This window comes from Georgenia satyanarayanai (assembly GCF_009193135.1).
Lineage (GTDB): Bacteria > Actinomycetota > Actinomycetes > Actinomycetales > Actinomycetaceae > Oceanitalea > Oceanitalea satyanarayanai.
The window spans coordinates 37,643-59,169 of the sequence record NZ_VUKC01000018.1; the positions used below are offsets into that span (position 1 = coordinate 37,643).

The 21,527-nt window shown below is 73.6% G+C and carries 19 protein-coding genes; 4 read left to right on the forward strand and 15 right to left on the reverse strand.

Annotated elements, in window-relative coordinates; translation table 11 throughout:
* Positions 1-2: 2 nt before the first annotated feature.
* From GD632_RS14465 to ileS, 15 genes are all read right to left on the reverse strand, one after another.
* Positions 3-341, reverse strand: a complete 339-nt coding sequence (locus GD632_RS14465; protein ID WP_152192920.1) for a P-II family nitrogen regulator — start codon at positions 339-341, stop codon at positions 3-5.
* Positions 338-1,657 carry an ammonium transporter gene (locus GD632_RS14470; RefSeq protein ID WP_152192921.1) on the reverse strand — a complete coding sequence of 440 codons (1,320 nt, stop codon included), beginning with the start codon at positions 1,655-1,657 and terminating at the stop codon, positions 338-340. Before GD632_RS14470 ends, GD632_RS14465 begins: the two co-directional genes overlap by 4 nt.
* Before the next feature lie 203 nt (positions 1,658-1,860).
* Complete coding sequence (ftsY, locus tag GD632_RS14475) at positions 1,861-3,018, reverse strand: signal recognition particle-docking protein FtsY (protein ID WP_152192922.1); 1,158 nt, start codon at positions 3,016-3,018, stop codon at positions 1,861-1,863.
* A gap of 82 nt (positions 3,019-3,100) precedes the next feature.
* Entirely contained in the window at positions 3,101-3,427 is a 327-nt protein-coding gene (locus GD632_RS14480; protein ID WP_152192923.1) for a hypothetical protein, read from the reverse strand.
* A 47-nt stretch (positions 3,428-3,474) separates the two neighbouring features.
* Positions 3,475-7,035: a chromosome segregation protein SMC gene (smc, locus tag GD632_RS14485; protein WP_193311499.1), complete on the reverse strand. Its 3,561-nt coding sequence runs from the start codon at positions 7,033-7,035 to the stop codon at positions 3,475-3,477.
* Positions 7,036-7,176: 141 nt separating this feature from the next.
* Entirely contained in the window at positions 7,177-7,602 is a 426-nt protein-coding gene (ndk, locus tag GD632_RS14490; protein ID WP_152192924.1) for a nucleoside-diphosphate kinase, read from the reverse strand.
* Between the two features lie 10 nt (positions 7,603-7,612).
* Positions 7,613-8,023 (reverse strand): DUF4233 domain-containing protein, encoded by a 411-nt coding sequence (locus GD632_RS14495; protein ID WP_226924893.1) that lies wholly within the window; start codon positions 8,021-8,023, stop codon positions 7,613-7,615.
* Positions 8,020-8,826, reverse strand: coding sequence for an HAD-IIA family hydrolase (locus tag GD632_RS14500; protein WP_152192925.1), 807 nt, complete (start codon positions 8,824-8,826; stop codon positions 8,020-8,022). The genes GD632_RS14495 and GD632_RS14500 overlap by 4 nt, the downstream gene beginning before the upstream one ends.
* 35 nt (positions 8,827-8,861) lie before the next feature.
* Positions 8,862-9,524, reverse strand: a complete 663-nt coding sequence (locus GD632_RS14505) for an MBL fold metallo-hydrolase (RefSeq protein WP_152192926.1) — start codon at positions 9,522-9,524, stop codon at positions 8,862-8,864.
* A 104-nt stretch (positions 9,525-9,628) separates the two neighbouring features.
* Positions 9,629-10,738, reverse strand: a complete 1,110-nt coding sequence (locus tag GD632_RS14510; RefSeq protein WP_152192927.1) for an S-(hydroxymethyl)mycothiol dehydrogenase — start codon at positions 10,736-10,738, stop codon at positions 9,629-9,631.
* A 78-nt stretch (positions 10,739-10,816) separates the two neighbouring features.
* Positions 10,817-11,500, reverse strand: coding sequence for a dihydroxyacetone kinase phosphoryl donor subunit DhaM (dhaM, locus tag GD632_RS14515; RefSeq protein ID WP_152192928.1), 684 nt, complete (start codon positions 11,498-11,500; stop codon positions 10,817-10,819).
* Entirely contained in the window at positions 11,497-12,147 is a 651-nt protein-coding gene (gene dhaL / locus GD632_RS14520; protein WP_152192929.1) for a dihydroxyacetone kinase subunit DhaL, read from the reverse strand. The genes dhaM and dhaL overlap by 4 nt, the downstream gene beginning before the upstream one ends.
* A gap of 7 nt (positions 12,148-12,154) precedes the next feature.
* Complete coding sequence (gene dhaK, locus GD632_RS14525; RefSeq protein WP_152192930.1) at positions 12,155-13,156, reverse strand: dihydroxyacetone kinase subunit DhaK; 1,002 nt, start codon at positions 13,154-13,156, stop codon at positions 12,155-12,157.
* Positions 13,157-13,375: 219 nt separating this feature from the next.
* Complete coding sequence (locus GD632_RS14530) at positions 13,376-14,947, reverse strand: bifunctional folylpolyglutamate synthase/dihydrofolate synthase (protein ID WP_152192949.1); 1,572 nt, start codon at positions 14,945-14,947, stop codon at positions 13,376-13,378.
* A gap of 53 nt (positions 14,948-15,000) precedes the next feature.
* Entirely contained in the window at positions 15,001-18,234 is a 3,234-nt protein-coding gene (gene ileS, locus GD632_RS14535) for an isoleucine--tRNA ligase (RefSeq protein ID WP_152192931.1), read from the reverse strand.
* 383 nt (positions 18,235-18,617) lie between these two features.
* On the opposite strand from ileS, the gene GD632_RS16075 reads away from it, so the two are divergent.
* From GD632_RS16075 to GD632_RS14555, 4 genes are read left to right on the forward strand one after another with little or no spacing between them, the layout of a single operon-like run.
* Positions 18,618-18,911: a hypothetical protein gene (locus GD632_RS16075; RefSeq protein WP_193311500.1), complete on the forward strand. Its 294-nt coding sequence runs from the start codon at positions 18,618-18,620 to the stop codon at positions 18,909-18,911.
* Positions 18,911-20,074 (forward strand): hypothetical protein, encoded by a 1,164-nt coding sequence (locus tag GD632_RS14545; protein ID WP_152192933.1) that lies wholly within the window; start codon positions 18,911-18,913, stop codon positions 20,072-20,074. Before GD632_RS16075 ends, GD632_RS14545 begins: the two co-directional genes overlap by 1 nt.
* Positions 20,074-20,775: a hypothetical protein gene (locus GD632_RS14550; RefSeq protein WP_152192934.1), complete on the forward strand. Its 702-nt coding sequence runs from the start codon at positions 20,074-20,076 to the stop codon at positions 20,773-20,775. The genes GD632_RS14545 and GD632_RS14550 overlap by 1 nt, the downstream gene beginning before the upstream one ends.
* A complete protein-coding gene (locus tag GD632_RS14555) occupies positions 20,772-21,434 on the forward strand; it encodes a hypothetical protein (protein ID WP_152192935.1) in 663 nt (220 codons plus the stop codon). The genes GD632_RS14550 and GD632_RS14555 overlap by 4 nt, the downstream gene beginning before the upstream one ends.
* Positions 21,435-21,527 lie beyond the last annotated feature (93 nt).

A 21,527-nucleotide genomic window follows, 5' to 3' on the forward strand; every position in this document is an offset into this window, starting at 1 on the left:
GGTCAGACCGCGACGGCGCCGCGGTCGCCCGTGCGGACCCGCACGACCTCCTCGACGGGAGAGACCCACACCTTCCCGTCGCCGATGCGCCCGGTCTGGGCAGCCTGGACGATCGCGCCGGTGACGACGGTGACGTCGTGGTCGTCGACGAGGATCTCGATGCGGACCTTCGGCACGAGGTCGACGGCGTACTCGGCGCCGCGGTAGACCTCGGTGTGCCCGTGCTGGCGCCCGTAGCCGCTGGCCTCGGAGACCGTCATGCCACGGACTCCCACGCTCGTGAGTGCCTGCTTGACGTCGGTCAGCCGGTGCGGCTGGATGACGGCGGTGATGAGCTTCATGACCCGACCTTCTCTTCGCTGCTGACGGTGGTGGGAGCGGCCTCGCGGGGCGGGAGGGTGGCGGCCAGGCCGCTGCCCAGGCCCTCGTAGGCCGACTCGCCGTGGACGGCGGAGTCGATACCGATCGTCTCGACGTCCTCGGCCACCCGCCAGCCGAGCGTCGCCTTGAGGGCGAGCCCGATGACGAGGGTGACGACGGCGGACAGGACCATCGCGACGACCGCGATGATGACCTGGACGGCGAGGAGGTTGGCGCCGCCGCCGTAGAAGAGGCCGCCGTCGGTGGCGAGGAAGCCGATCATCACGGTGCCGACGAGGCCGCCGACGAGGTGGACGCCGACGACGTCGAGGGAGTCGTCGTAGCCGAAGCGGTACTTGAGGGACACCGCGAGGGCGCACAGCCCACCGGCGAGGAGGCCCAGGACGATCGCGCCGACCGGGCTGAGGGCGCCGGCGGCCGGGGTGATGGCGACGAGGCCCGCGACGATGCCGGAGGCGGCACCCAGGGAGGTGGCGTGCCCGTCACGGAGCTTCTCGACGACGAGCCAGCCGATGATCGCGGCGGCCGCGCACGTCGTCGTGTTGACCCAGGCGAGGCCCGCGAGGCCGTCGGCCGCGTAGGCGGAGCCGGCGTTGAAGCCGAACCAGCCGAACCACAGGAGGGCCGCGCCGAGCATGACGAAGGGGAGGTTGTGGGGACGGCTGGGGGTGCGCCCGAAGCCGCGGCGCTTGCCGACGACGAGCGCGAGCACGAGGGCCGCGACGCCGGCGTTGATGTGGACGACGGTGCCGCCGGCGAAGTCGATCGGCTCGGCGATGGAGGCGAAGGGTCCGTCACCGCTGAGGAGGCCGCCGCCCCACACCATGTGGGCCATGGGGAAGTAGGCGAGGGTGACCCACAGGCCGGTGAACACCATCCACGTGCCGAACTTGACGCGCTCGGCGAGGGCGCCGCTGATGAGGGCGGTGGTGATGATGGCGAAGGTGACCTGGAAGCCGACATCGACGATGACGGGCAGTCCGCCGTCGAGGACGAACTCCCCGGACTCGTCGAGGATCGCGCCGTCGAGGCCGAACATCTCGAAGGGGTTGGCGAAGATGCCGCCGATGCTCTCGCTGCCGTAGGACATCGACCAGCCCCACAGCACGTAGATGACGCCGATGACGCCCATCGCCCCGAAGGACATCATCATCATGTTGAGTACGGACTTGGACCGGGTCATACCGCCGTAGAACAGCGCCAGCCCGGGGGTCATGAGCAGCACGAGCGATGCTGAGACCAGCATCCACGCGGTGATGCCGCTGTCGAGCTCCATGGGTGGTCCTCTCGATCCCGGCTCCTTACGGCCGGCTGGGGACCACCCTCCTCGCCTCACGTTTCAGTCAAGCCGCCGCCACGTTTCAATCGCGTGACGTCCGACGCGTGCGGGTAACAACCATGTTTCCGCCCCCCGTGACGCCGAGCGGGGAGGGGCCCGGCCCCCTGCCACGGTGGGGCGGGCCGCTTCCTACGGTGCCCTCAGGCGAGCAGGGCGTCGACGAAGTCCTCGGGGACGAAGGGGGCGAGGTCGTCCGCGCCCTCCCCCAGGCCGACGAGCTTGACCGGGACCCCGAGCTGGCGCTGGACGGCGACGACGATCCCGCCCTTGGCGGTGCCGTCGAGCTTGGTGAGGACGATGCCGGTGACGTCGACGACCTCCGCGAACACCTGCGCCTGGCGCAGGCCGTTCTGCCCCGTGGTCGCGTCCAGGACGAGGAGGACCTCGCTCACCGGCGCCTGCCGGGAGATGACGCGCTTGATCTTGCCGAGCTCGCCCATGAGGTCGGCCTTGTTCTGCAGGCGCCCGGCGGTGTCGACGAGCACGACGTCGGCCCTGGCGGTCCGCCCGGTCTGGACGGCGTCGAAGGCGACGGCGGCCGGGTCTGCGCCCTCCCGGTCCGAGCGGACGGTGGTGACACCGACGCGCTCACCCCAGGTCTGCAGCTGGTCGGCGGCGGCGGCGCGGAAGGTGTCGGCGGCACCGAGGACGACCTCGAGGTCCTCGGCGACGAGGACGCGGGCAAGCTTGCCCACCGTCGTCGTCTTGCCGGTGCCGTTGACGCCGACGACGAGGACGGTCGCGGGGTGCGGCGCGCCGTCGTCGCCCACGCCCTTGGCCGTGCGCAGCGAGCGGTCCATCGCGGGGTCGACGAGGTGGAGGAGCTCCTCGCGGAGGATGTCCCGGACGGACGCGGCATCCTTGGTGCCGAGCACCTGCACGCGCGAGCGGAGCCGGTCCATGAGCTCGGTCGTCGGGCCGATGCCGACGTCGGCGAGCAGGAGCGTCTCCTCGATCTCCTCCCAGTCCTCCTCGGTGAGCGACTCACGGGAGAGGATCGACAGGAGCGAGCGACCGATGGTGCCCGAGCGGGACAGCCGCTCGCGCAGGCGCACCATCCGGCCTGCGACGGGCGCGGGACGCTCCGCCACGACGGCGGGCGGCTCCTCGAGGACGACGTCGCTGTCGTCGACGTCCGGGGGCAGCGTGTCGACGGGCGCGTCGGCGCCGGTGACGGACGGCTGCTCCGTCGGCAGGGCGGGTGGACGACGCCGGCGCACGCCCGCGGTGAGGGCGGCGGTTCCGGCGGCGAGGACGACGAGGACGACGGCAAGGACTGCCCAGAGCTGTTCGGTCACAGCAGCCAAGTCTGGACCACGGGGCGGTGGCGGGGCCACCGGGCGGGTGGGGCGGGCGCGGGCCCGCCCGGCTCCGGCCGGGTCAGGCGGGGGCCTCGGTGGGGCGCCCCTCGCCGCGGTCGGACAGGGCGGGGGCGTGCTCGCGGAGGTCGCGCAGGCGCTCGGCGAGCTCCTCGGCGGTCGTGTAGGCGTTGCCCGGCTCGCTCATGAGGTACAGCGTGCCGAGGCCGCCGGCGTCCTCCTCGTCGAGCTCGTCCGCCCAGGTGAAGTCCTCGTGCCGCCAGGCTCGGACCGTGTCACGCAGCCAGGTGCGCCAGCCCTCCTCGGGGCGCTGGGCCATGAGGACGGCAGCGAAGATCCCCGCGGCGCACAGCACCGCGAGCGTGGTCACCAGGATCGCCCCCGTCATGGGCCCCATTATCACCCACGGCGGGGCGGTCTGTGCTAACAGAAATGTCACACCGGGGCGGCGTGTCGCTCCTCGTCGGCGAGCCGCTGGCTGATGACGGTCGTGACGCCGTCCCCGCGCATCGTCACGCCGTACAGGGCGTCGGCAACCTCCATCGTCCGCTTCTGGTGCGTGATGACGATGAGCTGGGAGTCCTCGCGCAGCTCGGTGAAGATCTCGAGCAGCCGCCCGAGGTTCGTGTCGTCCAGCGCCGCCTCGACCTCGTCCATGACGTAGAACGGGCTCGGCCGGGCCTTGAAGATCGCGACGAGGAGGGCGACGGCGGTGAGCGAGCGCTCCCCGCCGGACAGGAGCGAGAGCCGCTTGACCTTCTTGCCGGCGGGCCGGGCCTCGATCTCGATGCCCGTGGTGAGCATGTTCTCGGGGTCGGTGAGGACGAGCCGGCCCTCGCCGCCCGGGAACAGGCGGGCGAAGACGTCGTCGAAGGCGGCGGAGGTGTCGACGTAGGCCTCGGCGAAGACCCGCTCCACCCGCTCGTCGATCTCCCGGACGATCTCCATGAGGTCGGCGCGGGACTTCTTGAGGTCGGCGAGCTGCTCGGTGAGGAAGCGGTGCCGCTCGGCGAGCGCCGCGTGCTCCTCCAGGGCCAGCGGGTTGACCTTGCCGAGGCGGGCCAGGTCGCGCTCGGCGCGCTTACGCCGCTTGTCCTGCTCCTCGCGGACGTAGGGGACGGGCTCGCGCGGCTCCTCGCCCTCGGGCACGACGACGGGCACCGGCTGGTGGGGTCCGTACTCCTCGACGAGCACCTCGGGGTCCAGCCCGAGCTCGCTGACCGCGCGCTCCTCGAGCTGGCTGATGCGCAGGCGCTGCTCGGTGCGCGCGACCTCGTCGCGGTGGACGGCGTCGGTGAGCCGGGCGAGCTCGCCGGTGGCCTCCTCGAGCTCGGCGCGCACCTGGGCGATCTCACGCTCCCGGGCGCCGCGGGCCTCCTCGGCCTCCTCGCGGGCGTCCGCGGCCGCCGCGAGCGAGCGCTCGACGACGGCGAGCGCCTGCTCGGCGCCGGAGCGGACGAGGGCGGCGGTCTGGGCCTGCCGGGCGCGGCGCTGCTCGCGCTCCGCGGCCTTGCGGCGGGCCACGCGCTCGGCCTCGGCGGCGCGCTCGAGGGAGGCGGCCCGGCCGGACAGGGCACCGGCCCGCTCCTCGACGGTGCGCAGCGCGAGGCGCGCCTCGGTCTCCCGGGCCCGGGCGGCGCGGGCCTCACCGGCGGCACGGTCCCGCTCCGCCGTCGCGGCCGTCAGGTCCTCCTCGGTGCGCTCGGGCTCCTGCTGGGCGACCTCGAGGCGGGCGAGGAGCTCGGCGAGCTGGCGCTCGTGGTCCTCGCCCTTGGCGACGAGCTCGGTGATCGCGGGACGGATGCGCTCGGCCTCGGCCTCCGCGGAGCGGGCCGCGGAGCCGAGGCGGCCCAGCTGCTCGGCCACGCCGGCGAGCCGGGCGTCGGAGGCGTGCAGGGCGGCGAGGGTCGCGTCGACGGCCTCCTGGGCGCGGGCGACACGGTCACGGGCCGCGACGAGGCCGAACCTGGCCTGCTCGGCGCGGGCGGTCGCGGCGTCGGCCTCGGTCACCGCCTCCTCGTGGGCGGCGTGCAGCTCGAGGACGCTGGGGCCGGCGCTCGTGCCGCCGGCGGCCCTGGCGCGCGAGAGGACGTCCCCGTCGCGGGTGACGGCGAGGACGTCGGCGGCGGCGACGGCGACGCGGGCGGCGGCGAGGTCGTCGACGACGACAGCGCCCGCCAGGAGCGTGGCGACGGCACCGGCGAGCTCGCCCTCGGCGGTGACGACGTCACGGGCCCAGCGCCCGCCCGCCGGGGCGGCGCCGTCGTCGTCGGGTCCGGGGGCGCCGGCGACGACGAGCCGCACCTGGCCGAGGTCCTCGTCACGGGCGCGGCGGATGGCGTCGACGGCGACGTCGGTCGACTCGACGACGGCGGCGTCGGTGTGGGCGCCGAGGACGGCGGCGACGGCCGTCTCGTAGCCGTGCTCGACGCTCAGCGCGTCCGGCAGGGAGCCGCGCAGCCCGGCGAGGCCGTCGGCGGCCTCGAGCAGCGCGCCGGTGCCGTCCTTGCGGGCGAGGGAGAGCTCGAGGGTGTCGCGGCGGGTCTGCCAGGTGCGCCGCTCCCCCTCCGCGGTGCGCTCGTCCTCGAGGAGGGCGGCGAGGGCGGCCTCGGCGGCGTCGAGCTCCTCCAGGGCCTCCTCGTGGGCCTCGTCCAGACCCTCCTCGCCCTCCTCCTCGCCGGCGACCTGCTGCTCGAGGGCGGTGAACTCGCTCTGGGCGCGGGCGCTGCGCTCCTCGGCCTCGGCAAGGTTGGCGCGCAGCCGCCCGAGCTCGGCCTGGGCGGCCTCGGCGGCGCTGCGGCGGGCCGCGACCTGACCGGTGAGCCGGGCCAGCCCCTCGCGGCGGTCGGCGACGCCGCGGTGGACCGCGGCGAGCGCCCGCTCGGCCTCGCGCTCGACCTCCTCGAGGCGGCCGCGCTCGGCGACGGCGGCGTCACGGGCGCCGCGGGCGGCCTCGACCTCCGCGGCGAGTGCCTGCTCCTCCTCGCGGGCGCGGGAGGCCCGGGCGTCGAGCTCCTCGGGGTCGGTGCCGCGGTGCTCCTGGACGGGCGCGCCGAGGAGGCGCGTGCGCTCGGCGGCCAGGGAGTGCAGCCCGCGCAGCCGCTCCCGGAGCCCGGACAGCGAGTGCCACGTGTCGGTCGCCTCGCGCAGGAGCGGCGCGGCGGCGGCCGCCTGGGCCTCGAGGGCGGCCAGCCGGCTGCGGGCGGAGTCGGCCGCGGCCTCGACGGCGGTGCGCCGCTCACGCAGCGCGGTCTCGTCGGCGACCTCCCGCTGGAGGGTGGCGGTGAGCTGGACGAGGTCGTCGGCCAGCAGGCGGGCGCGGGAGTCGCGCAGGTCGGCCTGGATGACCTGGGCGCGGCGGGCGACGTCGGCCTGCCGGGCGAGCGGGCCGAGTTGGCGGCGGATCTCGGTGGACAGGTCGGTGACGCGGTCGACGTTCGCCTTCATCGCCTCGAGCTTGCGCAGCGCCTTCTCCTTGCGGCGGCGGTGTTTGAGGACCCCGGCGGCCTCCTCGATGAAGCCGCGGCGCTCCTCGGGCCCGGCGGAGAGGACGGCGTCGAGCTGCCCCTGCCCGACGATGACGTGCATCTCCCGGCCCATGCCGGTGTCCGAGAGGAGCTCCTGGATGTCGAGGAGCCGGCAGGACTCGCCGTTGATCGCGTACTCCGAGCCGCCGCCCCGGAAGAGCGTGCGGGAGATCGTCACCTCGGAGTAGTCGATGGGCAGCAGCCCGTCGGAGTTGTCGATGGTGAGGGAGACCTCGGCGCGGCCCAGCGGCGCGCGGGAGGAGGTGCCGGCGAAGATGACGTCGGACATCGAGCCGCCGCGCAGCGACTTGGCGCCCTGCTCGCCCATGACCCACGACAGGGCGTCGACGACGTTGGACTTACCCGAGCCGTTGGGCCCCACCACGCAGGTGATCCCGGGCTCCAGGTGAAGGGTCGTCGCCGACGCGAAGGACTTGAACCCCCGCAGCGTCAGCGTCTTGAGATGCACGCCTGCAGCCTACGGGACCCCCAAACCCCCTCCCCCAAACTTCGCAATTGGTGAGTCGAGCGACGCGGAAAACGCTTGCTCGCGTCAGCCGTACGACCAATTGCGACGTTTGGGGGGGGGAGGGTGGGGGGTGGGTGCGGGTCAGAGCGTCGGGAACCAGAGAGCGATCTCGCGCTGGGCCGACTCCTCCGAGTCCGAGCCGTGAACGAGGTTCTGGATGACTTGGGTGTCCCAGGCGCGGGCGAGGTCACCGCGGATGGTGCCGGGGGCCGCCGTCGTCGGCTCCGTGGTCCCGGCGAGGGAGCGGAAGCCCTCGATGACGCGGTTGCCCTCGACGACGGCGGCGACGAGCGGGCCCGAGCCCATGAACTCGACGAGCGGCTCGAAGTGGGGACGGCCGCGGTGCTCGGCGTAGTGCTCGCCGAGGAGCTCGGCGTCGGCGCTGCGCATCTCCAGGGCGACGATGCGGTAGCCCTTGGCCTCGATGCGGCGCAGGACCTCCCCGACCAGGGAGCGCTGGACGCCGTCGGGCTTGATGAGGACGAGGGTGCGTTCGGTGGAAGTCACGCGCCCGACCCTACCCGGCCGCTGCGGCTCCACCCGTGCCGTGGCGCTCCTCGTACTCGCGCTCGGCGTCCTCGCGCACGACGCGCTCGGCGTCGATCTGCCCACCGATGCGCAGCGACACGAGCCAGAGCACGGCGAAGATGCCGCCGACGGCGAACATCATCGGCACGACGAGGCCCGTGGCGACGAGCGCGACCTGCAGGACGGAGCCGAGCACGTACCCCACCGTGCCGCGCCGCACGAGCGCGCCGGCCAGGATCGCCCACAGCGCGAGCACCGCACCGCCACCGACGATCACGGGCACCGGCGCGAGGCGCAGCCCGTAGGCGACGAGACCGGCGAAGAGGACGACCATCGCCTCGCTGAGGAGGAGGGTCGCCGTGAACAGCGCCCGGGCGCTGCGCCTGGGGCGACGGCTCACCGCTCCGCCAGCGGGGCGTACTCGGAGACGAGCGGGATGATGTCGGCGATGGAGTCCACCACCCGGGTGGGCACGTATGGGAAGCGGTCCACCTGCTCGGGCCGGGTGGACCCCGTGAGGACGAGGATGGTCCGCATGCCGGCCTCGAGCCCGGAGATGACGTCGGTGTCCATCCGGTCCCCGATCATCACGGTGGACTCGGAGTGTGCGTCGATCCGGTTGAGGGCGCTGCGCATCATGAGCGGGTTGGGCTTGCCGACGAAGTACGGCTCGACGCCGGTGGCCCGGGTGATGAGGGCGGCCACGGCGCCCGTCGCGGGGAGCGTGCCCTCCTGGGACGGGCCGGACGGGTCGGGGTTGGTCGCGATGAAGCGTGCGCCCGCCTCGATGAGCCGGATCGCGCGGGTGATCGCCTCGAAGGAGTACGTGCGGGTCTCCCCGAGGACGACGTAGTCGGGGTCGACGTCCGTCATCGTGTAGCCGATGTCGTGCAGCGCGGTGGTGAGCCCGGCCTCGCCGACGACGTAGGCGCTGCCCCCGCGGCGCTGGCCGTCGAGGAACTGCGCCGCGGCCATCGCCGAGGTCCAGATCGCGTCCTCGGGGATGTCGATGCCCCCGGCGCGCAGCCGCGCCCGCAGGTCGCGCGGGGTGAAGATCGAGTTGTTCGTCAGGACGAGGAAGCGTCGCCCGGAGGCGATGAGGGCCTGGATGAACTCGGCGGCCCCGGGGATGGCCTGCTGCTCGTGGACGAGCACGCCGTCCATGTCGGTCAGCCAGCTCTCGACGGGCTTGTTCTCGCTCATGGTCCTATCGTGCCCTACCCGCCACCGGCGACCGCTCAGTGACCGCGGTCGATCCACTCCTGCAGGTGGGGCTTCTCGGCGCCGACCGACGTGGGGTCCCCGTGGCCGGTGAGCACCTCGGTGGACTCGGGCAGCGTGAGGATCCGATCGCGGATCGACTCGACGATCGTGGGGAAGTCGGAGTAGGAGCGCCCGGTCGCGCCGGGGCCACCGTTGAACAGGGTGTCCCCGGAGAACAGGACGCCGCCCTCCCCCAGGCCCGGTGCGTGGAAGCACGTCGAGCCGGGCGAGTGGCCGGGGGTGTGCAGGGCGGTCAGCGTGACACCGGCGACGCTGATCTCCTGCCCGTCGGCGATCTCCGCGTCCGCCGTCGTGCCCGGGTAGACCTGCTCCCACAGCATCGTGTCGGCCGGGTTGAGGTAGACCGCCGCGCCCACCTGCGTGGCGACGTCACGGACCGCGCGGATGTGGTCGTCGTGGCCGTGGGTGAGCAGGACGGCGACGACGCGGCGCCCGTCGACCGCCTCGACGACGGCGGCCGGGTCGTGCGCCGGGTCGATGACGACGCACTCGGCGTCGTCACCGACGATCCACACGTTGTTGTCGACCTCCCAGGTCCCGCCGTCGAGGGAGAAGGTGCCGCTCGTGACGAGGTTCTCGACGCGGACGCGTCCGCTGCTGTCGGTGCGGGTGGTCATGGGGTGCTCCCATCGGGTTGGTGGACGACGTCGGAAAGTCGGCTCTCGGCGACAACTCGGCTGTCGGCGACAACTCGGCTGTCGGCGCGAGAGAGGGGGTGGCGCTACGCGGCGGGGGGCTCGTTGATCTCGACGACGGAGCGGAGCACCTTGCCGGCGGTCATCTTGTCGAAGGCGGGCTCGACGTCCTCGATGCCGATGCGCTCGGTGACGAAGCCGTCGAGGTCGAGGCGGCCCAGCCGGTACTGCTCGACGAGCATGGGGAAGTCGCGCGAGGGCAGGGTGTCGCCGTACCACGCGGACTTGATCGCCCCGCCGCGGCCGAAGACCTGGTCCAGCGGGATCTCCCACGTGGTGCCCGGGTCGGGGACACCGACGAGGACGACGCGGCCGGCGAGGTCACGTGCCTCGAAGGCCTGGGCGAAGGTGGCGGCGATCCCGACGGCGTCGACGACGACGTCCGCCCCGAAGCCGCCGGTGAGCGCGCGGACGGCCTCGACCGGGTCCTGCGCGCGGGAGTTGACGGTGTGGGTGGCACCGAAGCGGCGGGCGGTGGCGAGCTTCTCGTCGTCGAGGTCGACGGCGATGATCGTCGTCGCGCCGGCGAGCACGGCACCGGCGACCGCCGCCGTTCCGACCCCGCCGCAGCCGATGACGGCCACGGACTCCCCGCGCTGGACCGCGCCGGTGTTGAGGACGGCGCCGATGCCGGCCATGACCCCGCAGCCGAGCAGACCGAGGGCGGCGTACTGCTCGGGCGCGATGTCGCCCTCGATCTTCGTGCACTGGCCCGCGGCGACGAGGGTCTTCTCGGCGAAGGCTCCGATGCCGAGCGCCGGGCTGAGCTCGGTGCCGTCCTGGAGGGTCATCTTCTGCGTCGCGTTGTGGGTGGCGAAGCAGTACCAGGGCTGGCCCTTGCGGCACGCGCGGCACTGCCCGCACACGGCGCGCCAGTTGAGGATGACGCGGTCCCCGACGGCGACCTCGGTGACGCCCTCACCGACGGCGGAGACGACCCCGGAGGCCTCGTGGCCGAGGAGGAAGGGGAAGTCGTCGCTGACGCCGCCGACCTTGTAGTGCAGGTCGGTCTGGCACACCCCGCAGGTGATGACGTCAACGAGCGCCTCCCCCGGCCCGGGGTCGGGCACGAGGATCGTCTCCACGGTGGCGGGGGCGTCCTTCGCCGTGACGACGACGGCCTTGACCTCATGCATCGGGTGGGTCCCTTCGGGCGACGGTGCGGTCGGGAGCGAGCGCTACCGCCACCATAACCACGCCTCGGCCGGACGGCGCTACTCCTCTCCGAAGCCCTCGTCGACGACCTGGGCGACGGCGTCGAGCGCGTGCTCGGCCTGCGGGCCGCTGGCGCGGACGGTGATGAGCGCGCCGCCGGACAGGCCCAGGCCGATGAGCGCGAGGACGCTCGCCCCGTCGACGCCGTTGACCTCGACGTGCGCGTCGAAGCCGGACACGAGGCGCGCGAGCTGCGCCGCGGGACGGGCGTGCAGCCCGAGCCGGTTGCGCAGCTCCAGCTGTCGTTCGAGCACCTCCCCGTCGCGCGCCGGGCCCGCCGGGCCGCCGCCCTGGGCGGCGGCGAAGGACAGCGCGGCCTCCTCGGCGGCGCGCCGCACCTCCTCGGGTCCCGCGCCGCCCTGCGCGGCGACGGCCGCCGCGACCGTCCCCTCGACGAGCGGCGCGTCGGCGAGCAGCACCTGGTCGTCCTCGACCATCTCGAGGACGGACTCGGCCGTCATCGTGGCCGAGCCGAGGTCGGTGAGGACGACGACGCCGTCCCCACCGTCGGCGGTCAGCTCGCCGACCGCGGTGAGCAGCTTGTCGAAGCTCGTGCCGATGCGACCGTCGTCCGTCCCGCCGGCCGGGCGGAGCACGACGTCGGGTGCCATCTGCGCCGCGACCTCGCACAGCCCCTGGGCCAGCTGCGCGGAGTGGGAGACGACGACGATCGCCGTCGTCACGGCCCTGTCCCCGCTTCCCGGGCAGCGGCGTCCGCTGCGGCGCGCAGGATGAGGGCGCTGGACTGGGCGCCGGGGTCACGGTGCCCGGCCGAGCGCTCCCCGAGGTAGCTGGCGCGGCCCTTGCGGGCCACCATCGGCTCGGTCGCCTCCGCGCCGGCGGCGGCCGCATCGGCGGCCGCCTCGAGCGCGGCCCGCGCGCTCCCGCCTTCCTCGGCCACCGTGCGGGCGGCGTCGGCGGCCGGCAGGAGCGCGTCGACCATCGTCTTGTCCCCGGCCTCCGCCCGGCCCCGCGCGACGACGCCCTCGACGCCGGCGGCGAGCATCGCCGCGACTGCGGAGGCGTCGATGGCACCGTCGCCGACGGCGGTGGCGCTGCGCAGGAAGGCGGTGCCGTACAGCGGACCGGCCGCCCCACCGACGGTGGACATGAGGGTGGTGGCGATGAGCTTGAGGGCCGCCGTCGGGGTGTCCGGGGCGGCGTCGGCGAGCTTGGCGCTCACGGCGGTGAAGCCGCGGTCGAGGTTGTCGCCGTGGTCGCCGTCGCCGATGGCGCGGTCCAGCTCCATGAGCGCGATCCGGTTCTCGGAGACGACGTGCTGGGCGAGCTCGGCCCAGCGCAGCACCCAGGAGGTGTCGAGCTTGTCCATACGGTCCTCACATTCCCTGACGCAGTGCCACGGTGTGTGCAGGAGCGTCCCACAGCGTGGTGAGCTCCTCGTCGAGCGGCATGACGCTGATGCTCGCTCCCGCCATGTCGAGGGAGGTGACGTAGCTGCCGACGAGCGAGCGCACCACGCTCGCGCCCCGCTCCTCGAGCAGGCGCCGGGCGGCGCCGTACAGGACGTACAGCTCGAGGGCCGGCGTGGCGCCCATGCCGTTGACGAGGAGGAGGACCTCGCGCCCGGACACGTCGCCGAGGTCCGCGAGCACGGCGTCCAGGAGCAGCGCGGCGGTCTCGTCGGCGGAGACGGCCTTGACGCGCCGACGGCCCGGCTCGCCGTGGATGCCGATGCCGAGCTCGACCTCGTCGTCCTCGAGGTCGAAGGAGGGGCGGCCGGCGGCCGGCACGGTGGGCGCGTGCAGGGCGATGCCCATCGTCCGCACCGCGGCGGCGGTGCGCTCGGCGACCGCGACGACGGCGTCGATGTCGTCACCGCGCTCGGCCGCGGCCCCGGCGATCTTCTCGACGACGAGCGTGCCCGCGACGCCACGGCGCCCGGCCGTCCACGTCGAGTCCTCCACGGCGACGTCGTCGGCGACGAGGACGCTGCGCACCGTCATGCCCTCCGCCTCGCCGAGCTCGGCGGCGACCTCGAAGTTGAGGACGTCCCCGGTGTAGTTCTTGACGATCTGGACGACGCCCGCACCGCCGTCGGCGGCCTGCATGGCGGCGAGGATCGGCTCGGGGCTGGGCGAGGTGAACACGGCGCCGGGCACGGCGGCGTCGAGCATGCCGACGCCGACGAAACCCGCGTGCAGCGGCTCGTGCCCGCTGCCGCCGCCGGAGACGAGCCCGACCTTGGCGCTGACGGCGCCTCCAGCGCGGGAGACGAACAGCGGGTCGGTGCTGGCGGTGAGGACGTCCCCGTGAGCGGCCACGAGGCCCGCCACGGACTGGGTGACGACATCACCCGGGTCGTTGATGAGCTTCTTCACTGCAGTCTCCCTCGTCGTCGTGGGGCGGCGCGCACTGCCGCGCCGCAGCAGTGGCCGCACCTCCCGGCGGGCTGACGCGGGCCGGTGAGGACGTTGGCCCCCGCCTGCCCCAACCGTACTCGGCCGGTGCGACACGAGCGGGTGGAACGCACGCGCACGCGCGCACCCGCGCAGGGCGGCCGCCCCCGCCGCCGCCTGGCGACGCGGAGCGCGAGCGGGTCAGCTGCCCCGCAGCAGCAGCCGCGCCTCCCCGACGAGCACGACCGAGCCGGTGACGAGGACCGCCCCGCCCGGCTCGCCCCCGTACTCGGCCCTGGCCGCCGCGAGGTCGATCGCCTCGTCGATCCTGTCGGTGACGTGGACGCGCTCCGGGTCGAAGATGTCCCGGGCGAGGTCCGCGAGGTCCTCGACGTCGTGCGCGCGGTCGGTCGCCGCGCGGGTGATGACGATCTCGGAGAGCATCGGCTCGAGGCCGGACAGGATCCCCTCGGCGTCCTTGTCGGCCATGAGGCCGACGACGCCGACCACGCGCCGCAGGTCGAAGGACTCCTCGAGGGCCGCGCGCAGCACCTCGACGCCCGCCGGGTTGTGGGCGGCGTCGACGAGCACGGTCGGGCTCGTGCGGACGAGCTCGAGACGGCCGGGTGAGTCGACGGAGGCGAGGGCGTGCTCAACGACCTCCCCGCTCAGCGCGCCGCCGCCGAAGAACGCCTCGACGGCCACGACCGCGAGCAGCGCGTTGTGAGCCTGGTGGGCGCCGTGGAGCGGGAGGAAGACGTCGGTGTAGGTCGCGGCGGGGGTGCGCAGGACGAGCATCTGGCCGCCGACCGCGAGCTGGCGGTCGACGACCTCCATGTCCTGCCCGTCGACGACGAGCCGGGCGCCCAGCTCGCCGGCGGCACCGGCGACGACGGGGGTGACCTCCTCGTGCTGCTCGGCGCTGACCACCGTGGAGCCGGGCGTGAGGATGCCGACCTTCTCCCCCGCGATCTCCGGCAGCGTGTGCCCGAGCCACTGCTCGTGGTCCCGGGAGATCGAGGTGAGGATCTCGACGGTGCCGTCGGCGACGTTCGTCGCGTCCCAGCGCCCGCCCATGCCCGTCTCGACGACGGCGACGTCCACCGGCGCGTCGGCGAAGGCCGCGTAGCCCATGACGACGAACACCTCGAAGAAGCTCAGTCGCGGGCCGCCCTCGGCCCGGGAGCGCTCGTCGACCATCTCGACGTAGGGCGCGACGTCCTCCCACGTGCGCACGAAGGCCTCGGGGCTGATCGGCTCGCCGTCGAGGGCGATGCGCTCACGCACGGTCGACAGGTGCGGGGAGGTGAAGCGCCCGGTGCGCAGGCCGCGCTCGCGCAGCAGCCGCTCGACGATGCGCGCCGTCGACGTCTTGCCGTTGGTGCCGGCGATGTGGATGACCGGGTAGGCGCGCTGCGGCTCACCGAGGAGGTCGAGCACCGCGCGGACCCGGTCGAGGCTGGGCTGGACGTCGTGCTCCGGGGCCCGGGAGAGGATCTCGGTGTAGATCCGGTGCACCTCCGTCTCGGCCTGGGCGCGCGCGACCGGGTCGACGACGGGGGTGGGGTCGGAGGAGGCGAGGACGTCGTCGATCACCGTGGGGTCCGGTCCGCTGAACAGGCCCGAGGCGACGAGCTCCTGCGCGGCGCGGTCGTGCTCGGCCTGGACCTCGCGGGCGGCGAGCTCGGCGTCGTCGGGCGTCGCCGCGCTCTCCGGTGTGGGTCCGCTCGACGGCGGAGGGGCGGCGTGCCCGTCCGCGCGCCGGGAGAGCATCTCCCGGCGGGCGTGGTCGGTCCGGTCGTCCGGACGCTGGTCGTCACGGTCTGTCACGGCTGTGCCACCTCCAGGCGGACGGCGATCTCGTCGGTCGGGCTGACGTCGACGGTGAGGGAGACCGCGAGGGTCTCCTCGGTGACGAGGTCGGCGTGGTTCTCGATCCACCGGGCGTAGCGCCCGGGGACGTCGACGGCGAGGGTGATGCGGTCGGTGACGTGCAGACCGGCGGCCTTGCGCTCGTCCTGGACCCGGCGCACGACGTCGCGGGCCACGCCCTCGGCGAGGAGCTCGTCGTCCAGGGCGGTGTCGAGGACGACGAAGCCGCCGCCGTCGAGCACGCCCGCGGCGCGCTCGTCACCGGGCCGGTCCTCGACCTCCGTGGTGAGCGTGTACTCCTGCTCCTCCAGCGCGACGCCGTCGACGACGACCCCGCCGTCGACCTGCTCCCAGGCGCCCGAGCGGGCCGCCCGGATGACGCGCTGGACGTCCTTGCCGAGCCGCGGTCCGGCGGCGCGGGCGTTGACGGTGAGCTTGGTGTACACGCCGTACTCCTCGGCGGCGTCGTCGGCGAGCGAACGCAGCTCGACGGCCTTGACGTTGACCTCGTCGGCGATGAGCCGGGTGAAGGGCTCGAGCGCCGCGGGCTCGTCGGTGACGACCTGCAGGGTGCGCAGCGGCTGGCGCACGCGCAGCGCCCCCGCCTTGCGCAGGCCCAGCGTGGTGGACACGACGTCGCGCACGCGGTCCATCGTCGCGACGAGGTCGTCGGCGGCGAAGGCGTCGTCGAGCACGGGCCAGTCGGTGAGGTGGACGCTGCGCCCACCGGTGAGCCCGCGCCACACCTCCTCGGTGATGAGCGGGGCGAGGGGCGCCATGACCCGCATGAGGACCTCGAGCGCGGTGTGGAGGGTGTTGAACGCGCTCTCGTCCTCCTCCCAGAACCGGTCGCGGGAGGTACGCACGTACCAGTTGGTGAGGACGTCGAGGTGCTCGCGCACGGCCTGGCAGGCGCCGGGCACGTCGTAGGCCTCGAGCATGGTCCGGACGTCGGCCGCCAGGGTGCGGGTCCGGGCGAGGAGGTAGCGGTCCATGACCGGCAGGCCGGCGGCCTCCTCGGGGGTGACCTCGCGGCCCACGCGGCCCTGCCCGCCGTTCGCGGCACCCGCGTAGAGCGAGAGGAAGTACCACGTGTTCCACACGGGCAACAGCACCTGGCGCACGTTCTCCCGGATGCCCTCCTCGGTGACGACGAGGTTGCCGCCGCGCAGGATCGGGGAGGCCATGAGGAACCAGCGCATCGCGTCCGAGCCGTCGCGGTCGAAGACCTCGTTGACGTCGGGGTAGTTGCGCAGCGACTTGCTCATCTTGCGGCCGTCGGAGCCCAGGACGATGCCGTGGGAGACGGACGTGGTGAAGGCGGGCCGGTCGAAGAGGGCGGTCGCGAGGACGTGGAGGGTGTAGAACCAGCCGCGGGTCTGGCCGATGTACTCGACGATGAAGTCGCCCGGGTAGTGGTGCTCGAACCACTCGGCGTTCGCGAAGGGGTAGTGCACCTGCGCGTAGGGCATCGACCCGGAGTCGAACCACACGTCGAGGACGTCGGGGATGCGGCGCATCGTCGACCGACCCGTCGGGTCGTCCGGGTTGGGGCGGGTGAGCTCGTCGATGAACGGGCGGTGGAGGTTGGGCTCGCCGTCACGGCCCACCGGCAGGCGGCCGAAGTCCGCCTCGAGCTCGGCGAAGGAGCCGTAGACGTCGATGCGCGGGTGGGCGGGGTCGTCGGAGACCCACACCGGGATCGGGGTGCCCCAGTAGCGGTTGCGGGAGATCGACCAGTCACGGGCGCCGGCCAGCCAGTTGCCGAACTGACCGTCCTTGATGTGGTCGGGCACCCAGGTGATCTGCTGGTTGAGCTCGACCATCCGGTCACGGAACTCGGTGACCCGGACGAACCAGCTCGTCACCGCCTTGTAGATGAGCGGCTGGCGGCAGCGCCAGCAGTGCGGGTAGGAGTGGTCGTAGGTCTCCTGGCGCACGAGGACGGGCCGCTCGGCCTCGGGCCGGCGGCCGATCGGGCCGGTGGCGTTCTTGAGGTCGGCGATGATCGCGCGGTTGGCCTCGAGGACCTGCGTGCCCGCGTAGTCGGCGACCTCGGAGGTGAAGCGGCCGCCGTCGTCGACGGGGACGACGGTGCCGATGCCGGCGGCGGCGGACACGGCCATGTCGTCCTCACCGAAGGCCGGGGCCTGGTGGACGATGCCGGTGCCGTCCTCGGTGGAGACGTAGTCGGCGGTGAGGACGGTCCACACGTTCTCGCCCAGGCCCTCGCGGCCGACGAAGTAGTCGAAGACCGGCGCGTAGCGGCGCCCGGCGAGCTCCCGTCCGGTCGTCGTCGCGACGACCTCCGGCTCCTCGCCCAGCTCACGGGCGAAGGCGCCCACGCGGGCCGCGGCGAGCAGCACCTTCTCCCCCGCGAGCGCCCCCTCGGTGGGGACGACGGTGACGTACTCGACGTCGGGCCCGACGGCGAGGGAGAGGTTGGAGGGCAGCGTCCACGGCGTCGTCGTCCAGATGAGGGCGAGCTCGCCGCTCTCCAGGCGCAGCCCCACCGTGACCGCCGGGTCCTGACGCATCTGGTAGACGTCGTCGTCCATGCGCAGCTCGTGGTTGGACAGCGGGGTCTGGTCGTTCCAGCAGTACGGCAGCACCCGGTAGCCCTCGTAGGCCAGGCCCTTGTCGTAGAGCTGCTTGAAGGCCCAGATGACCGACTCCATGTAGGAGGGGTCCAAGGTCTTGTAGTCGTTCTCGAAGTCCACCCAGCGCGCCTGGCGGGTGACGTAGTCCTGCCACTCCCCCGTGTAGCGCAGCACGGAGTCCTCGCAGGCCTTGTTGAAGGCCTCGATGCCCATCTCCTCGATCTCGGACTTGTCCGTGATCCCCAGGGTGCGCTCGGCCTCGAGCTCGGCCGGCAGGCCGTGGGTGTCCCAGCCGAAACGGCGCTCCACCCGGCGACCGAGCTGGGTCTGGAAGCGCCCGACGACGTCCTTGACGTACCCGGTGAGGAGGTGGCCGTAGTGCGGCAGGCCGTTGGCGAAGGGCGGGCCGTCGTAGAAGACGAACTCGTTGCTGCCGTCCTCGCCGGCGGGCCGGTTGTCGACGGAGGCCTGGAAGGTGCCGTCGGCCGCCCAGTGGGCGAGCACCTGCTGCTCGAGCTCGGGGAACCGCGGGGAGGCCGGGACCTCGCCGCCGGTCTGGTGGCGCGGGTAGCGGGGGGTGGAAGCCATGGGTGGTGGTGCTCCTCGTCGTCGTACGCGTCGATGCGAGGACGACGACGTACCCACCCTGGGCGGGTCCGCTGCCGCGGTACCACCTCGCTTGCCGTCGGGTCCACGGCCGGGGCCGCGGCCCGGGGCCGCTCTCGTGCGGGATGACGGTCCGCGACCGGCCGGTTCTACTAGGAGCCGGGGCTCCGTTCTTCCGGCGGCTCACCGGTGATGGCCGGGTCGATGCCTGTGCTCGGAAGTGTAGCCGCTCGCGCCAGCGGCACGGCGACCGGGGGCACATGGGGAGTTCTCCCTATGCCCACCGCTGTCCATCGCACGCGGCGCTCGCCATCATGGTCCCCGACGTGCACCGGGCACGTCATGGGCGAGAGAGAGGCGCACACGTGGTCGACCTGTTCATCGACGGCGACGCCCTGGCAGCCACGAGGACGACGCTGGAGAACATCCGCGAGACCTTGTCCGGCGCGGCCGGGGCGATGGCCGCCGTCCCCGGGGACGTGACGGGGCACGACGCCCTGCGGCAGCAGCTCAGCAGCTTCGGCGAGGAGTGGAACCACGGCATCGGGGAGCTCGCCGAGGTCTCCGGCAACGGCGCGGAGGGCCTCGCGGCCATCGCGCAGGGCTTCGCGGAGCTCGACGCCGCCCTCAAGGCCTCCCTCGAGGAGAGTGAGGGCTGATGGTCACCAGGTCCTTCCCCGCCCTCGGCTTCGACCCCGCGCCGGGCAGCCTCGTCTCCGCCGAGTCGGTCGCCGAGCAGGTGCGCACGACTTCCGCCCGCATCCGCGAGGCCGCGGACGTCCTCGGGGGCACCGGTCAGCAGAACTGGCAGGGTGAGACCGCCACCGCCTTCCACGAGACCATGTCGGGCGAGCTGACGCCCCGGGTCGTCACGGCGGCCGACAGCTTCGAGGCGGCGGCCGCCGCCCTGGAGACCTGGGCCTCCTCGCTGGTCACCTTCCAGCAGCAGGCCGAGGACCTGGAGACCCGCGCGGCGACGGCGATCACCAACGTCTCCAACGCGGCGGACGACCTCACCGCCGCGCAGCAGAGCGAGGACCCGGACGTCGACACCGACGGGCCGGCGAACCAGCTCAGCGCGGCCACCGCGGAGCTCGAGCAGATCCGTTCCGAGGCCTACGGCCTGGCGGAGACCTACGCGGGTGAGGCGGAGTACGTCGCGAGCTGCCTGTCCTGCGCGGCCGACGACGCGCCGGACTCGAGCATGTGGGACAGCTTCACCGACTGGCTCGGCGACGTCGAGGACTGGTTCCAGGACTACGTCCTGCCGGTGCTCGAGGACATCATCGACATCCTCGCGGTCGTCGTCGCCGTCGCGGCGATCATCGCGCTCATCGTCTCCGGTCCTGTCGGCTGGCTCGGCATGGCCGGCCTCATCCTCGGTGGTGCCGCCGTGGCCGTCGACTTCCTCCAGTTCGCCGGCGGCCGCGAGGACGCCACCGAGATGCTCACCGGTGCGCTCGGGCTCCTCGCCGGGGCGGGCCTCGGGAAGATCGTCCAGGGTCTGGGGACGATGGCGGCCAACTCCGGCGGGATGTCCGGGCTCGTCCCGGCGGTCGCCGGCATCTCGCGTGGGACGGGCGGCGCAGGTGCCACGGCGACGGCGGCCCTGTCCTTCAACCCGGTGGGGCCGATGGCGACGTGGGGCTACGTCACCGGGCGCACCTACGAGGAGAGCAAGAACGTCTTCGACACGCAGGAGAACCTCAACGACATCGGCAACCCGGTGAGCCGCACCGTCGAGCGCTTCGGCAACCTCTTCGGCGGGCACGGCTTCGTCACGGCCGAGCAGCAGCGCGACATCGCCGATCGGAACGACTGATGACCGCGACCGCTGCCCCGAAGCAGTTCTGGGTCCCCACCCCACCCGGCTGGGTGGAGATCGCCGCCTTCGACACCGACGCCCGCGCCGAGGCGCACTGGCGCGACATGATCGAGCCGGCCCGCGAGCACCTCGGTGACGGCCCCACCGACCACCTCTACCTCGGTCTGCGCGAGGCCCGGGCGGCCGTCGCCCGCAGCGGCGTCACCTCCGCGGGCGTCGTCGTCACCGAGGTCGACGACAAGCCGGCCGTGTGGACGTTCTCGACGGCGATCGAGAAGGTGGCGAGCGGAGAGGTCAACCCGGTCGCCCTCGTCGAGCGGGCCGTCGGGACCGCCGGCACGGTCGAGCGCGTGGAGGACATCACGCTCGTCGACGGGCGCACCGCCGTCCAGGCGTTCCTCACGCTCACCCCGGAGACCCGGCTGGGGCGGGCGCACGGGTCCACGGCGGCACCGGCTGCTACTCCCGCGAAGCCACCGGTCGAGCGGCTCGGCAGCTGCGTCGTCGCCGTCGCCCTCCCCGGACGCCCGCACGACCTCGTCCTCGTCACAGGCAGCTCCCCCGACCCCGAGCACCGCCCGCTGCTCGCGCACGTCGTCAGTGCCATCGCGGCGGGCGTGCACGTCGGGACCGAGCCGCCGGAGGGGGTCGCCAAGGCCAGCGGGGTGCTGCCGGTGAACGGGCCGGAGGGCGCGTGAGGTTCCTGCCGGCTGCGGTGGAGCCCTACGTCGTCGCCGCCGAGCGCGGGGAGACGACGAGCGGGCGCCGCCCGGCAGTGCACGCCCTCGTCCGCGAGTACGCGGGTGCGCCGCGCATCCTCACCGGCGCGGGGCTGTGGCTCGGCGTCGTCGCGGCTCTCGTGCTCGCCGTCGTCGGCTGCGTGGCGATCCTCGCCGCCGTCGTCGGCGGGGACCCGCTGACAACGGGCGTGCTGGGCGGCCTCGCCGTCGCCGCTGCCCTCGTCGGCGGCGGTCTCGCGGTGCTGCGGGGCCGTGACCTCCTCCGCGCGGGTGCCCGGCTCTCCCGCGCCACCGAGGCGTGGATGACGAGCGGTCCGTCGCAGATGACCGGCCTGGGGCACCGGGTGCACGGCCTCCTCTCCGCCCTGCGCCCCGAGCTCTTCCCGCGGGTCATCCTCTGCAGCCTCAGCAGCCTCGCCGCCGTACTCTCCGCCTCCGCCGTCGGCTACTCCGCCTGGCAGCTGACGGACGAGACGCCCGACGTCGCGGTCAACGTGCTGATGGGCGTCACGTTCGCGGTGCTCACCGTCGTCTGCGTCGTCCCGGCCGTCGCCCTGTGGCGCGGCTCCCGGCGTATCCAGCGCGGGCTGGTGCACGACCCGGCTGCCACGGCATAGGAGGCCCGGATAGCGCCCCCTGACCGGACGAACCACCGGACGGGTCTTGCGGGACGTCATGGAGCGAGCGCGACGATGCGGCCCGTCCCACCA

Coding starts and splice junctions, on each gene's coding strand:
- GD632_RS14505 (WP_152192926.1), bottom strand. CDS start 9,524: ATGACCACCCGCACCGACAGCAGCGGACGCGTCCGCGTCGAGAACCTC.
- GD632_RS14470 (WP_152192921.1), bottom strand. CDS start 1,657: ATGGAGCTCGACAGCGGCATCACCGCGTGGATGCTGGTCTCAGCATCG.
- GD632_RS14550 (WP_152192934.1), top strand. CDS start 20,074: ATGACCGCGACCGCTGCCCCGAAGCAGTTCTGGGTCCCCACCCCACCC.
- GD632_RS14545 (WP_152192933.1), top strand. CDS start 18,911: ATGGTCACCAGGTCCTTCCCCGCCCTCGGCTTCGACCCCGCGCCGGGC.
- GD632_RS14530 (WP_152192949.1), bottom strand. CDS start 14,947: ATGCTCTCCCGGCGCGCGGACGGGCACGCCGCCCCTCCGCCGTCGAGC.
- dhaL (WP_152192929.1), bottom strand. CDS start 12,147: ATGGACAAGCTCGACACCTCCTGGGTGCTGCGCTGGGCCGAGCTCGCC.
- ileS (WP_152192931.1), bottom strand. CDS start 18,234: ATGGCTTCCACCCCCCGCTACCCGCGCCACCAGACCGGCGGCGAGGTC.
- GD632_RS14500 (WP_152192925.1), bottom strand. CDS start 8,826: ATGAGCGAGAACAAGCCCGTCGAGAGCTGGCTGACCGACATGGACGGC.
- GD632_RS14465 (WP_152192920.1), bottom strand. CDS start 341: ATGAAGCTCATCACCGCCGTCATCCAGCCGCACCGGCTGACCGACGTC.
- GD632_RS14480 (WP_152192923.1), bottom strand. CDS start 3,427: ATGACGGGGGCGATCCTGGTGACCACGCTCGCGGTGCTGTGCGCCGCG.
- GD632_RS14510 (WP_152192927.1), bottom strand. CDS start 10,738: ATGCATGAGGTCAAGGCCGTCGTCGTCACGGCGAAGGACGCCCCCGCC.